The organism is Membranihabitans maritimus, assembly GCF_021729145.1.
GTDB lineage: Bacteria > Bacteroidota > Bacteroidia > Chitinophagales > Saprospiraceae > Membranihabitans > Membranihabitans maritimus.
Map to the genome: position 1 here is coordinate 37,337 of NZ_JAJSLW010000002.1, position 21,507 is coordinate 58,843.

The window sequence follows — 21,507 nt, forward strand, 5'->3', positions numbered from 1 at the left end:
AGCAATTTTAATACAAAATAAGGTTTTTATGCTTTACCGTGGCAATGTTTATATTTTTTTCCACTTCCACAAGGACAGGGATCATTTCTTCCAACTTTCTTTTCAGTCCTTACAAATGTCTCTACTTTTTGCCGTTGACCACCTCCCGCATTTTCAGCAGCCCTTCTGGCTGCTTCTTCTTCAGGGGATCTGTTGGTACTGGTCTTTGACAAGTCCGTCTTTTCAGATCTAGCTTCTTTTACATCCTGAGGAGCTTCAATCATAATCTTTCCTCCCAGTATCCATCCTGAAACCTCTCGATTGATTTTATAAATTAATTCTTCAAAAAGATTGTATGCTTCCATTTTATATATGACCAACGGATCTTTTTGCTCAAATGCAGCAGCCTGAACAGATTCCTTGAGTTCATCCATATAACGAAGATGTTCCTTCCAATTTTCGTCTATAAGAGCAAGTGTTACTGTTTTTTCAAGATCTCTCATTATACTTTCACCCTCCGTATTAACTGCTTTTTCAAGGTCAGCAGTTAAATTCAATACTTTGCTGGACCCGTCAGAATAAGGTAAGGCAATTCTCTTGTATTTATTTCCTTCGTTCTCATATATACGTTTAATAGTAGGGAGTAAAATACGTTTTACATATTCTTCTTTCTCTTCATAGAATTTCCATACATCCTCCCTGAATTGGCCTGCAACCTTATCAACACTGTTACCCGAAAAATATTCTTCATCAAATACCGGGTCATAACCAATTTCACGCAGTGAAGCTTCCCTAAAGGATTCAAAATCTCCTGCAGATTTATGTTCGTAAACAAGGCTATCGACGAATCCATCCACCATATTCTTGAGGTCAACCACAAGCCGGTCCCCTACCAGGGCATTTTCCCTCTTTTTGTAGATAGCTTCCCGCTGGATATTCATTACATCATCATACTCGAGGAGTCTCTTACGTATTCCGAAGTTGTTTTCTTCTACTTTCTTTTGGGCTCCTTCAATCGAACGGGTCATCATTTTATTCTGAATAACCTCTCCTTCCTTAAGACCCATCCGATCCATTATCTTGATCGCTCGTTCATTCATAAACAAACGCATCAAATTATCCTCCAGAGAAACAAAGAACTGTGAACTACCAGGATCTCCCTGTCGACCTGACCGGCCCCGCAGCTGGCGATCTACCCGTCTTGAATCATGACGCTCTGTACCTATGATGCCCAGTCCACCGGCTTCTTTAACCTGATCCGATATTTTAATATCTGTACCACGACCCGCCATATTCGTAGCAATGGTTACTTTCCCTGGTTTTCCCGCTTCTGCTACAATTTCCGCTTCACGCTGGTGATGTTTGGCATTTAATACATTATGAGGAATATTTGCCCTGTTGAGCATCCTGCTCAGTTTTTCTGATGTTTCTACTGAGGTCGTACCTACAAGTACGGGGCGCCCAATCTCAGTAAGTTTGGCAATCTCCTCAATTACGGCTCGATATTTTTCTCGTTCCGTTTTAAACAGGAAGTCATCTCTGTCCTCCCGAATAATTGGTTTGTTAGTAGGTACTACTACCACATCCAACTCATATATTTCCCAAAATTCATTGGCTTCAGTTTCTGCAGTACCGGTCATACCCGAGAGCTTGTGATACATCCTGAAATAGTTCTGTAATGTAACCGTGGCATAGGTTTGAGTAAGATCACCCACCTTTACATTTTCCTTGGCTTCCAATGCCTGGTGCAGCCCATCAGAGTACCTTCTTCCTTCCATCATACGACCTGTTTGCTCATCGACGATTTTTACCTGGTCATCCATTACCACATATTCTTCATCTTTTTCAAACAAGGCATAGGCCTTTAATAATTGGGAGACAGAGTGCAAACGTTTGGATTTTTCTGAATAATCCTGGATAAGCTCCTGCTTTTTGTCCTTAACTTCCTTTTCATCCTGATAGACCTGCTCTATTTTGTTAAGTTCCGTGGCTAGATCAGGCATAACAAAGAAGTTTTCATCGGATTCATAGCCGGACAAAAACTCTACTCCTTTCTCTGTAATTTCTACGTTTCTATTTTTTTCGTCTATAGTAAAGAATAATGGCTCATCTACTATATGCATGTGTTTGGATTGCTCTTGCATATAGTGATTCTCTGCTTTTTGTAAAATAGCTTTAATACCATCCTCACTGAGATACTTTATTAATGGTCGATTTTTGGGTAAAGCCCTGTAAGACCTCAGTAATGCCATACCCCCTTCTTCTTCACCGTATCCTAGTGATCCGGATTCTATTAGTTTCTTTGCTTTCGTAAGGTATGTCGTGGCAAGCTTTTTTTGCTCGTTTACCAGTTTTTCTACTTTGGGTTTGAGATCAACATATTCTTGTTGGTCTGCATCCTTGGGAATTGGTCCGGAAATAATCAATGGAGTCCGTGCGTCATCAATCAATACGGAATCTACCTCATCCACAATCGTAAAATGATGCTTTCTCTGAACTTGTTCCTCTTTGGAACGGACCATATTATCTCTCAGATAATCAAATCCAAATTCATTGTTGGTCCCAAATGTTATATCGCATTGATATGCAGCTACTCTCTCCTTGGAATGCGGTTTATATTTGTCGATACAATCTACCGTCATATGAAGGAATTGATAGATTGGTCCGACCCATTCTGCATCCCTTTTTGCCAAATAATTATTTACCGTAACCACATGCACCCCTCTTTCTGACAAAGCATTGAGATAGGCTGGTAAGGTAGCGACAAGAGTCTTACCTTCTCCCGTAGCCATTTCTGCAATTTTACCATCGTGAAGAACCATTCCTCCTATCAATTGAACATCGTAGTGGATCATATTCCATTCTACTTCAGAACCTCCAGCTATCCATCTTCTATTCCAAATGGCTTTATCCCCCTTTATCTGAACTACTTTGTTCCTCGCAGCAATATTCTTATCCAGCTCCGTGGCAGTTACCTCGAGTGTTTCTTTTTGTGCAAATCTCCTGGCAGTCTCTTTTACAACTGCAAAAGCTTCCGGTAATATTTCCAGTAGAATTTCTTCCAAATAATTATTCCGGTCCTCTTCCAATTCATCGAGCTGATTGAAAAGTATTTCCTTTTCACCAAAGTCTTTTTCCTCTATCGCACTTTTTTTCAAATTAACTATCTCAGTGTCGATATCGCTTAGGTATTCCGATATTTTTTTCTTAAATTCTATAGTTTTATTCCTAAGTTCGTCATCAGATAATGACTGATAGGCCTCAAAATGCTCATTTATTAAGTCGACCTTTGGCATGTACGATTCAACATCCCGATCCTGCTTGGTGCCAAAAATATTTTTTAGAAATTTTAACATTATATGATTTTTAAAATAATTCTATAGTTGAACAAACGACAAAGTTAAGGAAGATATACGCTTCAAACGAATAAACAGTTCTAATATAATAGTGGGACACAAATCCGTAGTTTTATTAGTAGTAACGAATATGAATAGATTTTTTATTTCTTTTTTATCCATTTTATTCATTTCAAGTGGAAATCAACTTGTGGCACAAAGCGAAATCAACTTTGTGTGCTTTACCGTTGATTCGATTTCATGGGAATTTAATATCAATAACTGTGCTACAAATGACATAGAGAATTATGAAATATATACCCGGGAAACGAGCTCAGAGAACTTTTCCGTAGCGTTTGCAGGACCAGGACAAACTTCAACCGCATGGAAAAGTGATATATTGAAGTCACATGACGCTTTGTTTATTACCTACAACATGAATTGTCCTGCCGAAATGTCGGTAACATCAGACACATTGTCCCTTGAAAGTTTACGAACATCCGTACGTTTTGAAAATATTGAAGTTCAGGAAGATGGAAGTGTTTATCTAAAATGGGAAAGAAAACCCATAGATGGTGTACAATACAATGTAAACTCTATTGTCAATGGTAATTCAGAAGTAATTGCAACCGATCTCACTGAAAATGAATTTACGGATACGAGAAATTTGGCAAATACCGAATCCATTTTTTATTCTATAACTGCTTTCAAGGATGACGACTGTAAATACACCTTTCCCGAGCCTGACGAAGGATATTCTTATACTCCTTTTTTATCCGGGAAATTAATCGAATGCGAAGGAAGAGTTTCCCTGGATTTTGAACCTTCGAATTATTGGTTTGATGATATGGATTCCCGGACTTTGTTTATATCCGAAAACGGAAATTTATTTGACTCCATCTCTCTTGGTTTGGATACCGATTCCATAGAGTACACCAATATTTCCCCGGGAAATGTTTACCGGTTTTATGTTGAAGAAAAGAGTAGCGAAAATACCAGGCAATTGGCCCGGTCAAACACTGTAATTATTAATGCCGATTTTTTCGATGCTGTTCAATGGATTGCTATCCGGGAAATTTCATTTGATCCAAACAATAATTTATCAATTGAATGGCAAACCGATCCGACGGATGAGCCACCGGAATATACCTTAATCCAGGGAGCTTCTGAAAGTATGACAAATCCACTAATGGTCAATGAATTCGGAACAAATCAATATTCCTATGAACTGGATCAATTTGATCCTGATAACAATCATTACTCACTTTCCATAGAAGATAGCTGCGAAAATATAGTAACTTCTTTATCAAAAGAGGCCCTCTGGGTATCAGCACAGCTTCTGGGTGGATACGACCTTGCTATGGAATGGAATGTTCTGGGTGATGAAGAATTAACAATTGATCAGTATGATGTATATTTGGTAGAAAATGGTTCATCATCCCTGCTATCATCGGTAAGAAATTTTTCCGGTCAATTTATTCATAATTTTAGTGAAAATAACCCTAAGGACTCTGCTTGTGTGTATGTAATAGCTAAGGGTACCCTCGAGCATTCTGAATGGGATGAATCCAATGAAGTTGAGTACAGATCCAATACTGTATGTGTATACGGAGAAACTAAAATAATTCTACCAAATGCCCTGGCTCCAGGCTCGGGAAATGACTATTTGCCTATAATTAGTCCAAGGGAAGGGATCGTGGAGTTTGAGATGACCATTTACGATCGGTACGGGAACATTATTTTTCAATCAAATAACCCCAATGTGGGATGGAACGGATCTACTAATGGCGCAAATAATACTATAGACATTTATGCTGCTGTGGTAAAAGTAACAAATCAAAACGGAGAAGTTTTCTCTGAAACGCAGTCAGTAGTGCTATTGAGATAATTTTTTCTTTTTGTATTTAAATATCTTCCGCCGGGTTGAAACTACTGCCAGCGCATAAAAAGATAATTCACCAATTACATAAACAAGAACCCCTATGTTTAATGTAATAAAGGCGATATCAAAAAGGGATTGATTGTACGTCCCTTTTAAGGGCTCAACGACTAATAAATTAGCCCCGTAAATTCCTGCCGATACAATGACTAATGCTATACATAGTAACTTAATATGTTGAAAAATTCCTTCGTTTTTTTTATAGGTAATTTTTGTGAGGAGCGCCTGATGGAGAGTATCAAAAGGATTTATCTTTACTAATTCTGTGGCGACATACTTTGCATCATCCACAAATCCCGAATGAAATAAAGCAGATGCTTTCTTAAAAAGGAGGGATTCAAATATATTATCCCCTTGAATGTTCTTTAAATTATACCTAATTACTTCCTCGATTGTCTGATCAACTTCCCGAAGGAAAGTACCGTATTTTCCCAGATGAAACAGCGCTTGTAGATAGATGTTTTGTAATTCAATTTTACGCCTTATTTGAAGTAATTCTACCAACTCCCTGTTGTCCTGAAATTCCTGAATAATAATATCGTAATCCTGTTTGTCAAGATTGACAAAACTCGAGTAAAAATTTGATATGTCTACATTCGTAAGAAACTTCATTAGTTCAATATAATCTATCCACTAATCTTCATATCTCCTTTGTAATTTAACTATAATTATAGGAGTGAAAAATTACAAAGATTTTTGGTTTTTAGGCGATATAATTTGATAAAATCAATAAATATATTCATTCCGGTGACCGGAATATAGAAAAATCCCTACTTATCCTGTATTTCATATCACTTCTCTATTATATTTTCCTATTTATTAAATCATTATTGATGCGTAAATGTTGTAAGAAGAAGAAGAAAAAATGTGATAATATCAGGTTGCTCTGTTCCTCAAATCTTTTCCCCACATTAATTTATTTCGAAGTGTCTTGAAATAAGATAAATTTTCCAATTGGATTAAATTAATACGAAAATCTGCTTTTCTCACCTCCAGTTTATGCGATGAAGTCATTAATTCATACCTCGAATCCAAAGTACACAAAAAATTATCAGCTCTTCCCTCCACTTCAAATCTCAGGCATACATCCTCCGGAAGTACTACCGGTCTTACATTTAAATTATGCGGTGCAACTGGTGTAATTATGAAATTATTACTTCCGGGAGCCATAATTGGCCCTCCGCAACTTAAAGAATAACCCGTGGATCCTGTTTGAGTACTTACAATCAAACCATCGGCCCAATAGGTATTGAGAAATTCATCATTTACATAGGTATGGACAATAATCATCGAGGAATTGTCTCGTTTGTGTATGGTAAAGTCGTTTAAGGCAAAATTTTCATCCGGGAAAAGTACCGGAGTAGAATCCAATTGGAGAATAGTCCTGTCATCTAATAAAAAAGACCCTTCAACCAGGCCATCAATAGCTTCATCAATTTTCCCCTTCTCCACACTTGATAAATACCCTAACCTGCCTAAATTTATTCCCAATATAGGAATGTCGAGATCTCTTACTAAAATCGTAGCATTGAGTATGGTACCATCCCCTCCCAGTGAAAGTAAATAGTCATAATTCTCTTTCCGCAGTTGATAATAATCATGTATAATTTCTACTTCTCCATCCAGATTCCCGGCTGTTTTGATAAAGTGATTCCTAATGTCTTTGTAAAACCCTATTTTGATATTTGATTTATTCAACTTGTCGATCAATTGGAAAAAATATTTTTCATTTTCCTCTTTCAAGACATTAGCATAAACGAGTACCTTCATTTTTATATAGTTCGATTGAGGTGAAAGAATACACCAAATTCATTTTTTTGATTCATGCTGGCTTCAATAATCAATGCCAATTGATTATACAATAAAATATTGAGACCTAATCCGCCACCTATCATCTCCCGATTGATAAATTCACTGGTTTTGTAATATTGATCCCAGACATACCCATAATCAAGATTAAGCGAAAGATAAATCTTAGTATCCATTTTTTTGTAATTTAAAAAGGGCATTAGCTTACCAAAGTCAATATCTGCGTCTATTATTTTTCGCATAACACTTGTTTTGTAAACAGCCAAAGCTGTACCTTCCACCTGGTAATATTCATACCCCCTTACATATTCAGGTTCACCTCCCATACGAAATAGATTATAATAGGGATATTTTCTGGTGGTAGGCAAAAATGTTCTGAATACCAGTCCATTGTTCCAGGACCAATTATCATTGATCTGTTTGTGGTAATAAGCATCTGCCTGGATTTCCCAGGACCTAAAGTTGTCCGATTCCACTATTCCGTTTCTAGCTAATAACAGATGTGCATAATATCCTTTTGTTGCCAGGTATTTATTATTTCTTCTTTCAATCGCATAATCGATTGCCAGTCTGCTATATCTTTGGATTGTGTTACCGGATAAATATTCAGGGTTGGAATCAAATAATTCATCATCAATACCGTGATAGTAAAATCCCATTATTAATTTATAATAGCTATTGTAATGAGGTCTAAATATCGTCGAAAACGTCGATTCAAATCTGTGTCGCAAATACTTGTTGTCATTTCTAACAAAGGAAGGAATCCCATCTTCCGTAAAGAAACTTACTTCTTTATTTGAAGCTAAATACGATTTGAATTCAAAATTCCAGTTTTTTTCTTTATCAAAAAAGGGACTTGTGTAATTAATAATAAATTTCCTGTCAAATCCCCATTGTCCCAACAAATCTAATTCATCCCCGTTTCCAGAGAGATTCTTTAGTTTTAAATTTAGCCCCAGATTTAGGAACTTTATATCTCTATCGTGTTCATTCCACCAAACATTTAGATTCCGAGCAGCCAATTCTATAATAGGTATAGGAATGACATAAAGCCCCTCCTCCACATGAATTACTACTTTAATATTATTGTAGTTCTCTTCATCAAAAAAGATATTTGCTTCTACATCAGTAAATAAACCTGTATTAATCAATCTCTCTTTGCTTATCTGCAACTTATTATTTATTTGGTTCATTTTCAAAGAATCACCAACGTGAAGTTCCATTTCACGTAGCATTCTAAGGTCGGTTGTTTTTTTATTTCCTTCGAACACTATTTGCCGGACCAAAATCTTCCTGGATTCTTCTGCATTTTGACCATTGAGTGTCAATCCATAAAAGAAAGAGATTAGGATAATTACCTGATATGTAAAATTAGTGCTTATGTGTATATTCTTTTGGTTTTCAAATTATAACAACCTGTTTGAATGATATAAACTCAAAATAGGACAATTTCATTGTAGATTAATAAACTACTAATTAAAAATTAATGAAGATAATTAGAAATATCTATTGTAGATCAGTTAATTAGATCTACTTACACGAATAACGGTAGTAAAGGGCAAACTAAACATTAAGATAGGATATAAGAGATTCGTATCGATCCTTTAATTGATGGATATATTGATCATTCTCAAAATACGCTTTTACCGTATAAGAATATCTCTCTAGCGTTTGTAAGACGCTATTGATATCTTTAATATCCGTTTTTAGTGTTATTTCTATATTGGGAAAGTTTTCCATGGATACTAAAACAGAAAATAAATGGACATTTTCCATTTCCAGAATACGGATAAGTTCAGATAATTGAAAATCTTGTTGGGGTACTTCAATCACTAAAAGACTACCATCTGAATTCAACCCAAATCTCGATATAATTTTGGTAAATAGGTCCTCCATGGTAATTATCCCCATAAAAGATTCATCGTCTTCTAAAACAGGAATAATTGTCAATTCTTCATCAACCATAGCTTTGGCTGCATCCAGTAAATGATCATCTTGCCTGACAAATTTTTTTACTCCCTTGTTGACAAAATCCTTCATTATTGTGCCTGGATGGGCCGCTTTAAGTGTTTCTTCACTGATAATAGTTAAAAAAGCTTTGCTTTTGACAATTGGTAGGTGCTTTATTTTAAATTGATTTAAAATATCTAGTGCTTCATCGACGGTATTTGTGATGGAGACATTAATAAAATTTTTTGATAAAGCATCTACCGATAACATTTGATCACTGGTTTTACTTATTATATATAACGTTTAACTAGGACATTAGCTTCCTTCTTTCTATCTCAAATTCTGAATCCGTAATCAGTCCTCTTTCTCTTTGCTCCTTTAATCTTTTCAAATTACTAAATAATTCTTCCCCCTCTAAGGGTTTTTTATTTTCTTGCTGATTGAGTATATCAACTTCCTGGGGTTGAGATTCTTTTATTTCATCCTCACTAATATCAACACTCTCTGTGGGTTTAGGTTCTTCAGTGACGGTGCTTTTTAATATGAATTTATTCCTGGCAAATTCCTCCCACTCTGGTTGTATTCTGGCATAAGCCAGTTTTTCATGTTTTTTAATCCTCTCAAAATCATCAAATCCATTTTTAACAGCTTCACTAATATGAAACATTGCTTTATCAGGCTTTTCAATCTGGGAATATGCACATGCAATATTGAAGTGAGCAGCTACATTACTACTATCAATGTCCAATACTCTTTTAAAATTTGAAATAGCTCCCTCAAAATCGTAATCTTTAAACAAGTCTATCCCTCTTTCTTTGTGTTTCTTTAGTTGGGTTAAAAGTTCTTTATACTTTTCTTTTTTATCTCTTTTACTCACTCTCCTTGTTGGCCGGTAATTCGTTTTTGATTTTCGTTTATACCTTGATTCCTGGCTCCTTCGCTCTCGCTGGCCAAACCTTCTATTCTCCCTTCTTTCATAATCAGGAGTTTCATTATTCGAATTAAAATTCTTTTTTCTTCTATGTTTACGAGTTTCATTATTGCCCCTATCATTATTATATTTCAGATCAAATACTTCTTGATCCATCGTAAAGAAAGTAATAGTATCAATCAAGCTAATTAACGCAGTTAATAAACCCATCGTAAAGAAAGTGAGTATAATCATAAAAATTCCCAATCCCCTTTGGCCGAGATAGAATCTATGTAGTCCTATCATTCCACCAAAAAAGGATAATACTGCTGTCAATGTTTTGTCCTTTGCCCGTTTCATGTAATTCCGTCTGGCTTTATTTTACACAATAAAACAGTAATATCATCCAGGATAGGTTCATTTTCTTTAAATTTTTCGATGAACTGCTTGATTTTATCCCTTATCATATCAATATTTCCGAATGGAAGTTTCTCCAGATTGGTCATTATTGTATTGTAACCCATCATCTGGCCATCGGCATTTCTCAATTCCTCAAGTCCGTCTGTATAACTAAGAATCACCGTTTCCGAATCTATAATTTCTCTCCCTATTGATACTTTTGGTAGTTCTTCCATAACCCCCAATGGGATAGTTCCTTCCTTCAAAAATCGTATTCCCTGTCGGGCCGTTTGCATAATAGGGTAATTATGTCCGGCATTTATATACTTAAGCTCGTTGGCTATTACGTCATAAACTCCCAAAAATACAGTAACTAATCTTTCACCTTGCGTAGTTTGGAATACTGCTTCATTTAATCCTCTTACCAATGATTCTATATCAGTGAAATTTATACTCAGCCTTCTTAAACTTGCTTGTAGGTTTGCCATCAAAATGGCTGCCGGTATCCCTTTTCCAGCAACATCAGCGATACAAAAAATACTCATCTTACTCTCCTGAATATGAAAGAAGTCGAAATAGTCACCACTTATCTCATTATGAGGAATATAGATGGTTTCAAACTCCAATTCCCGGGTATCCGGTAGCTTCTGTGGCATGAGAGACAACTGAATTTGTCGGGCCAATGATAATTGAGTTTTATAATTCTCCCGTTCTATTTTTTCCTTGAACAACCTTTTATTTTCAATAGCAATAGCTATGAAATTGGTAAGGGTTTTTAAGAATTTCAATAAATCCTCATTACCTATACTTACGTTCTCACAATGTGATAGAGCTATCAATTGCTCTTTATGAAAGACAGGAATTATAATATCTTTTTCTAAGGAGTAATACGTTTCTCGGTTACCACTAGTAAATTGTTTGAAATACTGTTGATAATCCTTTAACTTTCTGGATTTATCCGTAGAAAACACTTCCCATCCCTTTACGGCATTGACGCATAACGTAACATCAGAAGAAGAAAACTGTAACTCCAATGCTTCGCAATATTTCTTAAATAATGTTTTAATTGAAGCATTATTATTTATTGCTTCTGTAATTGACATTAGGCAATTAAGCTGCTCATCACGCCTGTTTACCTCGTGATGGTAATCAGTATTTTTAAGTTCTAAACCCATAAAATATCCTTTCACATAAAATCTATCTTAATTTAGGATTTTTATGATGTCTTTTACTATCCCGCGTTGATTTTTTATTCAAATTTTTAATTAACACCTCCTGGATATTAATATCCATTTGATTACAAAGACATGTCAAAACGAAAAATACATCTGCCAGCTCATCTTCAATAAGTTTTTTGTGGTTACCAGGGTCTTCTTTAAAACTTTGCTCTCCGTATACCCTGGACATTAATCTTGACAATTCCCCAACCTCCTCCATTAATATCAACATGTTGGTTTTTTCCTCAAAATAACGAACACCAAATGATTGGATCCAATCATCTACTTTTGACTGATAGTCATTACAGGTTAATTCCATGTGTATATATTTATGATAGATTGCTTAATATGTCAATGTACTGGTTTGCATTCTAATATTTTACTACTACAAGCAAATAGATAAATTGGATTCTTTGAATTAAACTGATTTTGACAATAATTCTTGTTTCAGACCGGAATAAGTATTATAACTTATTTAGAAAAGGGTAACCTGTGCCATTTATTCTCTTCGTTGTGAATCAATACTTATCGTTACAGGGCCGTCATTTATCAAAGAAACTTTCATGTCCGCACCAAAAATTCCTGATTTGATTTTTTGAGGATAATTTAAATCTAATTTATTTAGAAAGGTATGATAGATCTCTTTTGCTTCCCCTGGAGTTTCGGATTCTAAAAAAGAAGGTCTGTTCCCTTTTTTTGTTGAGGCATACAATGTGAACTGACTTATAGCTAGAATCTCTCCATTAATATCCTTTACCGAAAGGTTCATTTTATTATCTTGATCGGCAAAAATTCTCATATTAATTATTTTTTTCACCAACCAATCCAAATCCTGAGGATTGTTATTTTTTTCCACTGCGAATAGAACTAATAGTCCTTGTCCAATTCTACTGTGTATTTTGTTTTTTATTGTCACATTTGCTTCTACTACCCTTTGTATTACCACTCTCATATTAACTATTGGTTTACCATATCTTCATGCATTTCGAAATCGAATGGTACATTATAATGATCAGAAGAGTTGATAAAATCAAATATTTTTGTTTCTGGATTTAGCCATTGATTAACAGTTTTCCCTGGTTCCAAAAAAAGAGGAATTCTTCTAAATGGATATTTTCCTTTACTGGTTACTTCTCTTGTAAGTAGAGCGAAAGCAGATTCTCCATTTCCAATTTCCTGCCATAATCCTGCCATAAAGAGAACCTTATTATCCCTGTGCTTTATTTTTATTTGTGGCCCATTAACGTTTTGGTGGACAAAACGATTGACCGGTATTACTAATCTATTTTTTACTAATAGTTTCCGCAAGCTTTCTTGCTTATTTATGGAAGGTATATAGATATGAGTAAGTTTTACTGGTTTGTCGCCATTGAGGGAAATATTTTTTACTGCAGGATTTATTCCCCACGAAAGCATAAAAACCTTAGGTTGTTGAGATTCAACAATTACAGGAAATTGATTTCCTTTTTTTATATTGAAATTTCTTAATAATAGTGGAGAAAAGTGGATTCCATTTTCCAGTAATTCTACAATGGTATCATTGTCTGAGGTGTAATTTAATAAGTCTCCCATGGCTAAATATGTTATTTTGAGACAAATTAAATATTTTTATAATATGAATTACAACTTATAAACATAATTATTTATAATTATCTATAAATAACTATATTTCAGTTTTATATAAATTTATTTTTCCTCATCTATTGTTGAATACTGCGTGAATAACTTTACCAGTTATTCACATTTCTTATAGTAGCAGAATTGAATTGATAAAAATTGTTCATGGATCGAATTTTATGCCTTAATTATGCACATCAATTTTCCCCGTACCAATATTATGAGATCAATTATTTTTCAAACTAACAACTAACATTTAGATGTGTAAAAAGGTAACTTCATTTAGCCAAAGGCACATAGAGAAGTATATTTGTGTTTATAATGTCGAAAAAATTGTTGAAATCTTGTGTTGCAAACATAAAGTGATATTTATACTAACATATTAACATGTATAATGATGATGATCCTTTATTTTTTTAAATTTTTATATCATTAATAATAAGAGAAGATGATAAAAGAAAAAATTGATTCATCAGTAAAAATTTGGCTATGGACTGGTTTTATAATGATTCTAGTGCAAGTACTTATTGGCGGCGTGACTCGTTTAACGGGAAGTGGATTATCTATTACAAAATGGGATATTATTACCGGTACTATTCCTCCCTTGGGAGTATCTGAATGGATAGAGGCTTTTGATGCCTATAAGGCTACACCACAATATCAAAAAATTAATGAAGGAATGTCTCTTTATGAATTTAAGTTTATTTACTTCTGGGAGTATTTTCATCGTTTGTGGGCGCGTTTAATGGGTTTTGTGTTCATTCTACCCCTGATTTATTTTCTTATCAGGAAGATGATTCCTGGATGGTTAAAAACTCGACTATTAATTGTTTTTCTACTTGCTGGTTTAGTTGCTTCTTTTGGTTGGATCATGGTAGCCAGTGGATTAGTGGAAAGACCATGGGTTAGTGCATATAAATTGAGTTTTCATCTTACTCTGGCGGTGGTGTTGTTAGCTTATCTTTTCATTACTATTTTGAATTCCTATAAAATTAATACTGTAAAAAATTCTAGATTGTTTCGTTTTAGTGTTTTACTTTCTATTGGTATTTTTCTACAGATTTTTTTAGGGGGTATGGTAAGTGGTATGAAGGCTGCGCTGTTATACCCTACGTTTCCAGATATGAAAGGGAATTTTGTTCCCGATGTTTTATATCATTCTTCTTATTGGAGTGTTGATAACCTAATTCATTATGAAAAATCACCTTTTTTTCCGTCACTAGTTCATTTTCTACATAGAATATGGGCCTATGTATTAGTGATTTTAAGTAGTTCTTTTATTTATAGGTTAAGAAATGTTCAATTGCCCCGATATTTGAGTTATTCACAGATAATGTTGATAATAGTTCTAATTATTCAGATAATTTTGGGTATACTAACAGTTATTAACAGTCAGGGTACAGTACCTGTAGGGTTAGGTGTTATGCATCAAATTTGTGGTATTTTATTTTTTGTTACCAGCTTGATTTTTAGTTTTGGTTTTAGAAAAGGATAATTTCAATATATTTGAGTTCTAATTTGGAAGTTATGGTGGATTTTGAAATTAAATCAAAAGGGAAATTTACATATATAGAAGAAGGACCAGTAGATGGTGACGTAATAGTTTTATTGCATGGTTTGTTTGGAACGGCTAGTAATTTTGATGAGACTATAAGAGCGTTTAAGGATGGTTACCGGGTATACCTACCGATTCTTCCTATTTTTGATATGAGTGTGCGAAAATTGTCGGTATATGCTTTAGCGGAATTTGTTAAAGAATTTACAGATTATTTTGAGTTGGAGAATATTCACCTGGTGGGTAATTCATTAGGGGGCCATCTGGCTTTATTATATGTTTTGAATTTTGGTGATTCCGTTAGATCAATGACTCTAACAGGTAGTTCCGGACTCTATGAAAGTGCATTTGGTAATTCTTTCCCGAGAAGGGGGGATAGGGATTTTATACGTAATAAAATCAATTTAACCTTTTACGATAAAGATACTGTTACTGAGGAGATGGTAGAAGAAGTATATGGTATTACTTCCGATAGAATTAAGTGTCTGAAAATGGTAAAGACAGCTAAAAGTGCGATTCGACATAATGTGGGTGGCCAATTAGGAGATATAAAAATTCCGAGTTTATTAGTTTGGGGTAAACAAGATACCATTACACCACCTATGGTAGCGGAAGAGTTCCATGAGAAACTATCTAATTCGAAATTGGTGTTAATTGATAAATGTGGTCACGCTCCAATGTTGGAAACCCCAGCTGAATTTAATTTGGCGTTAAAGGAATTTTTATTAGAATTGTAAGCTATAGCTTAATATTTATCCCTGAGCCTGGTCAAATTTTCTTATTACAAATAGTATTATTTTTAGACTGTATTACTGGTATGTACCAGTAAACAAAAGATAATGTGAATATTATATATTATTCTTTCATTTAGAATGTTTGTATTTTATCTTTTGACTGAAGGGAGTAACTATCAAGATAGGTATTTCGCATAGATGTTTTATTGATTATAACGTGTATGGGGATTTAGACGTAATAATTATGGTATGTATATCTTTAGTATTTCGCGATTTCAGGAAGCGAATGAAAGGTGGATTTTATAGAATTTTTTTCTTATTCCTGTTAGTTTACAAATTTCTGATTGAATAATGGAGAATGAATCTCGGTGGGATTGTTTGTATTTTTATGAGTATCTAGTGTAGTAATATCAAATTTTTTTATTGAATATATTTATTTGACTAAAATAATCATATTATAATTTCAACCTATAGTTTAATAATTTATTTATATAGGTTTAAATTATGATTTTATAATTTTGTAATAGTTTTATAATTAGGGATTTAACTTATTTTGATAGTAGATAATTTTTGAAATCGTTATAATTATTGGATAATTGTTTTTTATCTGATTGTTTGTCTAAAGTGTATTGAATGGTTGTTGGGTAGGGGATGGAAAAATCTATATATTTTTGAATTTCATTTTTAAATTTTATAGGATGTGCCGTTGATAATACTATGGTATTTTCTTCTTTGAATTGTGTATTGTATTCTTTTGCTGCTGTATATCCTATGGCTGTATGTGGATCGAATACATAGCCTAGTTTAGAATTTCCCTCTACTATAGTATTTATTGTTACCTGGTCATTATATGAATATCCTTTTATATCTTTTTTTACTTTGTTCCACGTGGAACCATAGAAATCCATAATTCTATTGAAATTGGAAGGACGACCAATATCCATTGCATTGGATAGAGTGTGATGAGCTTCAATTGGATTGAATTCTCCTGTTTTTAAATACTTTGGCACTACATCATTAATATTAGTAGCAGCGATTAATTGATTTATGGGAAGACCTAAATTTTTAGCTAATAGTCCTGCAGTGAGATTACCAAAATTTCCAGAAGGGATGCAAAAATTTATATTTTTTTGAGAGTGACTCAATTGTTTGTAACCCTCGAAGTAATAAAAACTTTGCGGTATTAATCTTGCTATATTAATTGAATTGGCTGAACTTAGATTTATGGAATTATTTAATTCAGGATCTAAAAAAGCAGATTTTACTATTTGTTGACAATCATCAAAATTTCCATCAATTTCCAACGCTTTAATATTGTGTCCCCAAGTGGTAAGTTGCTTCTCCTGGAGAGTGGATACTTTTCCTTTTGGATATAATATTACCACGTCTATATTATCTTGATTGAAGAAACCAGATGCTACTGCCCCTCCTGTGTCTCCTGAAGTCGCTACCAATACAGTAACTTTTTTTCCTGATTTTTCCAGGAAAAAATTCATTAACCTACTCATAAATCTTGCTCCGAAATCTTTGAAAGCTAAAGTAGGTCCATGAAATAATTCTAAAATATGAATGTTTTCGTCGACGGTAATTAGAGGAGCTTTGAAATTTATAGCATCATCAATAATTGATTTTAACGTATGGTTTGGAATGCTATCTCCCATTAATTGCTTAGCGACCAGGTAAGATATTTCCTGAAAGGATAAACTTGGTAGTTTTTGAAAAAATGATGAAGGTAATGGTGATATTTCCAATGGCATGTATAATCCATTATCTTCAGGTAAACTTTGTAAGACTGCGGAAGAAAGATTGACTGTTTTGGATTTATTATTTGTACTGTAAAGTTTCACGTGGAACAATTTTAAAATTTGTAAGAACCTTCAGGATTTACTTTAGATATAATTACTGTAGAATCGATTTTCGCGTTTGAAAAAACTTCTTTCATTGCAAAAGCTATGTTTTCAGCATCATTTGAATTCTCGGATAATGCAAAGATAGAAGGCCCTGCACCAGAAATACTACATCCAATAGCATTATTATTGAGGGCTGCAATTTTAACCTCTTTGAATTTGGGAATTAAATATGCTCTTTGAGGTTCAATAATTAAATCTTCAAGGCAGGATCGCATGAGGCTGAAATCGGATTGATACAGACTAGAAATGAATCCAGCTAAATTAAATGACTGATCTATATGGTCTTTCAGGGTAATTGTTTTCTTAATTATTTCCCTGGCATTTTTTGTAAGTATTTCTATGTCGGGATGAATTAAAGTTATAAACAAACCACTAGGAGAGGGTAACCTTTGATGGAGTAATTGCTCATTATTCTTTACTAGAATTATTCCACCCAATAGGGAAGGAGCTACATTGTCTGCATGGAATGAACCATCAGCTATTTGTTCTCCTCGAACAGCGAATGGTAGTAATTCGCTTTTGGTTAGTGGTTGTTTAAGTAATTCGTTGACTGCGAATGCACCTCCAACTGCAGATGCAGCACTGCTTCCAAGCCCACTTCCTATAGGCATTTTCTTGATTATTTCTAATTCAATACCAATGTCAGTCAGACCAAGATGGTTCAATACAGCCTGACCAGCTACAGAAGCTGTGTTTTTGAAAGGATCTGTTGGGAGTTTGCCATTGTCGTTGTGAATTTTATAGATAGAAACTCCTTTAGATTTATTCGTTTCCCGTGCAATAATTTCATCACCAGGAGAATTTAATGCCAAACCCAAAATGTCATAACCTACTGCTATGTTGGCTATAGTAGCCGGGGCAAAAACTTTTATACCTGCATTCATTACGAAGGACTTATTTGACTTTCAATATTTATTATTTCAGCGAAAACTCCAGCTGCAGTAACTTCAGCTCCTGCACCAGGTCCTCTTACAACCAATGGTCTTTTATCATAACGATTAGTTGTAAATACAATCATGTTGTCACTACCTTCCAGATTAAAGAAAGGAGATGATTCCGATACTTCTTTTAAAGATATATATACATTTTGATTTTCCATGGTTGCAATTACCCGTAATCTTTTATTATTGGATATATTCTTTTCTTTCAACTTTTCAAAATAATCATCTTTCTCAGAGAGAATTCTGAAAAAGGAATCTATATTCTCTGCTTCCATACACTCTTGGGGTACAATGTCTTCAACCCTTACCGACTCAGGTTCGATTCGCATGCCAGCTTCTCTGCTAAGAATAAGAATCTTTCGTTTCACATCAGTTCCACTTAAATCAACCCTGGGATCAGGTTCTGTAAAGCCGAGTTTTTGTGCCTCTTTTACAACATCACTAAACTTTTTATCACCCACAAACTCATTGAAAATATAAGATAAGGAGCCGGAAAGAACGCCTTCGATTTTAGTTATTTTATCTCCGGAATGGATTAAGTTTTGAAGCGTGGAAATAACAGGTAGACCAGCACCTACATTCGTTTCAAATCCAAATGTTACATTATTTTTTCTGGCAATTGTTTTTAGATCGGAGTATTCATCGTAAGAAGAAGAAGTGGCGATTTTGTTTGGAGTTACAATGTGAATACTATTTTTTAGAATTTTGTCATAATGAATTGAGATCTCTTTGGTCGCGGTATTATCTACAAAAACAGAATTAATAAGATTCATTTCGTTCATTTTATCTGAGAAGGCATGCATATCCATTTTCAGGTTAGATTCGCTTAACAAATCTTTCCATTTACCGATATCAATTCCTTGCTCGTCAAATATCATTTTTTTGCTGTTGGCCAGACCTACTACCCTAATTTCCAATCCCCGCTCTTTTCTCAACAATATGTTTTGATCACTAATTTGTTTTAGTAACGTACTCCCAATAAGGCCACTTCCTACAACAAATAAGTTAATGACCTTGAGATTTGACAGGAAAAATCCTTCATGTAGGGCATTTAGAGCTTTATTTTCATCTCCTCTGCTTACAACAACAGAAATATTTCTTTCAGAACTTCCTTGTGCGATGGCAACAATGTTGATCCCATTATTCCCCAAGGACCTCATCATCTTTGCAGCAACACCGGGTGTAAATCTCATATTGTCACCTATAATGGCCAGGATTGATAAGTCTTCTTCAATATGCAAATGATCCAAATCTTTACGATCAAATTCACTTTTGAACTCTTTCTTAATAGCCTTTATAGCCTTTTTTATCTGGAAAGGCAATATTGCAAAACTTATACTGTATTCAGAAGATCCCTGGGTGATCATAATAATATTGATACTGGAATCAGCCAAACACCTAAATAATCTGGCTGCAGTACCGGGAACTCCTACCATGCCATTACCCTGGAGGGTAAGTAAAGCAACATTATTAATAGATGATATACCTTTGACGGGATAGTCCGTATAATTGGTTTCTGAAGAAATAAATGTGCCCTCGTGATCTGGATTGAAAGTGTTTTTAATAACCAGTGGAATATTTTTATCCATTGCAGGTTGCATGGTAGGGGCATAAATAACCTTAGCTCCAAAATGTGACATTTCTACTGCCTCCATAAATGACATTTTGGGAATAGTAAAAGCCTGGTTTACCCTGCGCGGATCACTGGTTAGAACTCCATCTACATCTGTCCAAATTTCAATAATATCTGATTGTAATCCCGCTCCTAATAGCGCAGCTGTGTAATCAGAACCCCCTCTTCCCAATGTAGTGCTTAAACCACCCTTGGCAGATGCAATGAATCCTGTAACAATTTGTGTTTTCTTGTGTTTGGTATAATATTCTTTTATGTTTTTGTAGGTTAGTTTTAGGTTAACCTGTGCTGAGCCAAAATTTTTATTTGTCTTAATTATTTTTCGAGCATCTAAAAACTCTGAATCAATATCCAGATTTTCCAGGTATTTCGAAATAATAAAAGCAGAATTTCTTTCGCCAAAACTCAACACGTAATCCATTGTCCTGGGTGATGCCTCCCACACCAAATAGATCCCGTATAAAAGATTTTCAAGGGTTTCATTGTTTTTATTAATAACAGCAGAAACATTTTCTTTACTCTTACCATCAAAAAGTGAATCAACAACTTCATTGTGTTTTTTCAAAAACAGATCTAATTCACTTTTATAATCTGCATTTCCTTTACTGGCTTTATCAGCCATGGAAATAAGCAAATCTGTAATTCCGCCAATGGCAGAAAAAACAACAGTAAATTCTATTCCCTTGTCTGCGTAAGACTTTAATATACTACCTACATTTCTAATTCTTTCAGCACTACCTACGGAAGAACCTCCAAATTTTAAAACTCTCATAAATGAATTTTATCGATGAAATTATCTAATTTCAATAACTTATAAACAATTGTATTACAAATCAAGATAGAAGTAAAAAATCAAACAAATTTTTATATTTCTATTCATTGTTAATGCTGAATAGATGAATTATTCAGAATTAATCCGCCAAATTATTAATAAATTTTCAAGGAGAGGAATAAATGGTTGTAATTAATTATTTATAAACATCAGGAGTATAACCTTATAAACATAACCCAACGAATAATAATAAATTATGAATGACCAAAAATAATTTAACAAGGTATAGCCGGTACAAATAGGTGCCGGAGACATAATGAATTAGCCTTGTCGCACGGATCATGAAATTATTTAACATATGATTGTTTCAAAATCAAAAGGTATTCATCTTCTTTCTTACGCATTTGCTCTTGGTCCATATCCGTTTTATCATTATATCCACACAAATGTAAAATACCATGGATGATTACTCTATTCAATTCGTTGGTAAATGGTTGGTTTAATATGTCAGCATTTTCATGTATTCTGTCTATACTGATAAATAAATCACCGGAAAGAGGTGTTTGCTGATAAGGAAAAGTAATTATATCCGTATAATAATCGTGATCGAGATATTCTATATTTATTTCTAAAAGATAATCGTCAGAGCAGAAAATAATATTTATATCACCTATTTTGGATTGATTCTCTTTAAGAATAGTACTTGTGATCCAAGAATTTAAAAGGTTTTTCTCTAAAGGAAAAGAAGAGACGTCTTCAAAAAAATACCGAACATTTTCTATTGAATTCATAACTAACACCTGAGTG

17 protein-coding genes are annotated in these 21,507 nt (G+C 34.1%); 3 read left to right on the forward strand and 14 right to left on the reverse strand.

Annotation, left to right across the window (positions count from 1 at the left end):
- Positions 1–26 precede the first annotated feature (26 nt).
- On the reverse strand, positions 27–3,335 hold the full coding sequence (gene secA, locus LVD47_RS02105) for a preprotein translocase subunit SecA (protein WP_236973869.1): 3,309 nt from the start codon (positions 3,333–3,335) through the stop codon (positions 27–29).
- Between the two features lie 130 nt (positions 3,336–3,465).
- Between secA and LVD47_RS02110 the strand changes: the two genes are divergently transcribed.
- Positions 3,466–5,202: a T9SS type B sorting domain-containing protein gene (locus LVD47_RS02110; protein WP_236973870.1), complete on the forward strand. Its 1,737-nt coding sequence runs from the start codon at positions 3,466–3,468 to the stop codon at positions 5,200–5,202.
- Here LVD47_RS02110 and LVD47_RS02115 read toward each other — a convergent pair.
- The 9 genes from LVD47_RS02115 to LVD47_RS02155 form a co-directional block, all read right to left on the reverse strand.
- Entirely contained in the window at positions 5,191–5,865 is a 675-nt protein-coding gene (locus LVD47_RS02115; RefSeq protein ID WP_236973871.1) for a hypothetical protein, read from the reverse strand. The two genes, LVD47_RS02110 and LVD47_RS02115, sit on opposite strands and share 12 nt — an antisense overlap.
- 264 nt (positions 5,866–6,129) lie before the next feature.
- Entirely contained in the window at positions 6,130–7,023 is an 894-nt protein-coding gene (locus LVD47_RS02120) for an NAD kinase (protein WP_236973872.1), read from the reverse strand.
- A gap of 2 nt (positions 7,024–7,025) precedes the next feature.
- Entirely contained in the window at positions 7,026–8,390 is a 1,365-nt protein-coding gene (locus LVD47_RS02125; protein ID WP_236973873.1) for a BamA/TamA family outer membrane protein, read from the reverse strand.
- A 235-nt stretch (positions 8,391–8,625) separates the two neighbouring features.
- The gene (locus tag LVD47_RS02130; RefSeq protein ID WP_236973874.1) at positions 8,626–9,282 is read right to left on the reverse strand and encodes a CBS domain-containing protein; all 657 of its coding nucleotides are present in this window, start codon (positions 9,280–9,282) and stop codon (positions 8,626–8,628) included.
- A gap of 37 nt (positions 9,283–9,319) precedes the next feature.
- Positions 9,320–10,282, reverse strand: coding sequence for an NINE protein (locus LVD47_RS02135; protein WP_236973875.1), 963 nt, complete (start codon positions 10,280–10,282; stop codon positions 9,320–9,322).
- Entirely contained in the window at positions 10,279–11,496 is a 1,218-nt protein-coding gene (locus LVD47_RS02140; RefSeq protein ID WP_236973876.1) for a PP2C family protein-serine/threonine phosphatase, read from the reverse strand. The genes LVD47_RS02135 and LVD47_RS02140 overlap by 4 nt, the downstream gene beginning before the upstream one ends.
- 22 nt (positions 11,497–11,518) lie before the next feature.
- Positions 11,519–11,857: a nucleotide pyrophosphohydrolase gene (locus LVD47_RS02145; protein WP_236973877.1), complete on the reverse strand. Its 339-nt coding sequence runs from the start codon at positions 11,855–11,857 to the stop codon at positions 11,519–11,521.
- A 180-nt stretch (positions 11,858–12,037) separates the two neighbouring features.
- On the reverse strand, positions 12,038–12,490 hold the full coding sequence (dtd, locus tag LVD47_RS02150; protein WP_236973878.1) for a D-aminoacyl-tRNA deacylase: 453 nt from the start codon (positions 12,488–12,490) through the stop codon (positions 12,038–12,040).
- A 5-nt stretch (positions 12,491–12,495) separates the two neighbouring features.
- Positions 12,496–13,110 carry an SOS response-associated peptidase family protein gene (locus tag LVD47_RS02155; RefSeq protein ID WP_236973879.1) on the reverse strand — a complete coding sequence of 205 codons (615 nt, stop codon included), beginning with the start codon at positions 13,108–13,110 and terminating at the stop codon, positions 12,496–12,498.
- A 493-nt stretch (positions 13,111–13,603) separates the two neighbouring features.
- On the opposite strand from LVD47_RS02155, the gene LVD47_RS02160 reads away from it, so the two are divergent.
- Together LVD47_RS02160 and LVD47_RS02165 are read left to right on the forward strand one after the other, a co-directional pair.
- A complete protein-coding gene (locus tag LVD47_RS02160; RefSeq protein WP_236973880.1) occupies positions 13,604–14,650 on the forward strand; it encodes a COX15/CtaA family protein in 1,047 nt (348 codons plus the stop codon).
- Positions 14,651–14,661: 11 nt separating this feature from the next.
- Entirely contained in the window at positions 14,662–15,447 is a 786-nt protein-coding gene (locus LVD47_RS02165) for an alpha/beta fold hydrolase (protein ID WP_236973881.1), read from the forward strand.
- A gap of 545 nt (positions 15,448–15,992) precedes the next feature.
- On the opposite strand, the gene thrC is transcribed toward LVD47_RS02165, so the two are convergent.
- From thrC to ybeY, 4 genes are all read right to left on the reverse strand, one after another.
- Positions 15,993–17,291 (reverse strand): threonine synthase, encoded by a 1,299-nt coding sequence (thrC, locus tag LVD47_RS02170; protein ID WP_236973882.1) that lies wholly within the window; start codon positions 17,289–17,291, stop codon positions 15,993–15,995.
- Positions 17,292–17,302: 11 nt separating this feature from the next.
- The gene (locus LVD47_RS02175; protein WP_236973883.1) at positions 17,303–18,238 is read right to left on the reverse strand and encodes a homoserine kinase; all 936 of its coding nucleotides are present in this window, start codon (positions 18,236–18,238) and stop codon (positions 17,303–17,305) included.
- Entirely contained in the window at positions 18,238–20,700 is a 2,463-nt protein-coding gene (gene thrA / locus LVD47_RS02180; protein ID WP_236973884.1) for a bifunctional aspartate kinase/homoserine dehydrogenase I, read from the reverse strand. The genes LVD47_RS02175 and thrA overlap by 1 nt, the downstream gene beginning before the upstream one ends.
- Before the next feature lie 347 nt (positions 20,701–21,047).
- A complete protein-coding gene (gene ybeY / locus LVD47_RS02185; protein ID WP_236973885.1) occupies positions 21,048–21,491 on the reverse strand; it encodes an rRNA maturation RNase YbeY in 444 nt (147 codons plus the stop codon).
- Between the last annotated feature and the right edge of the window lie 16 nt (positions 21,492–21,507).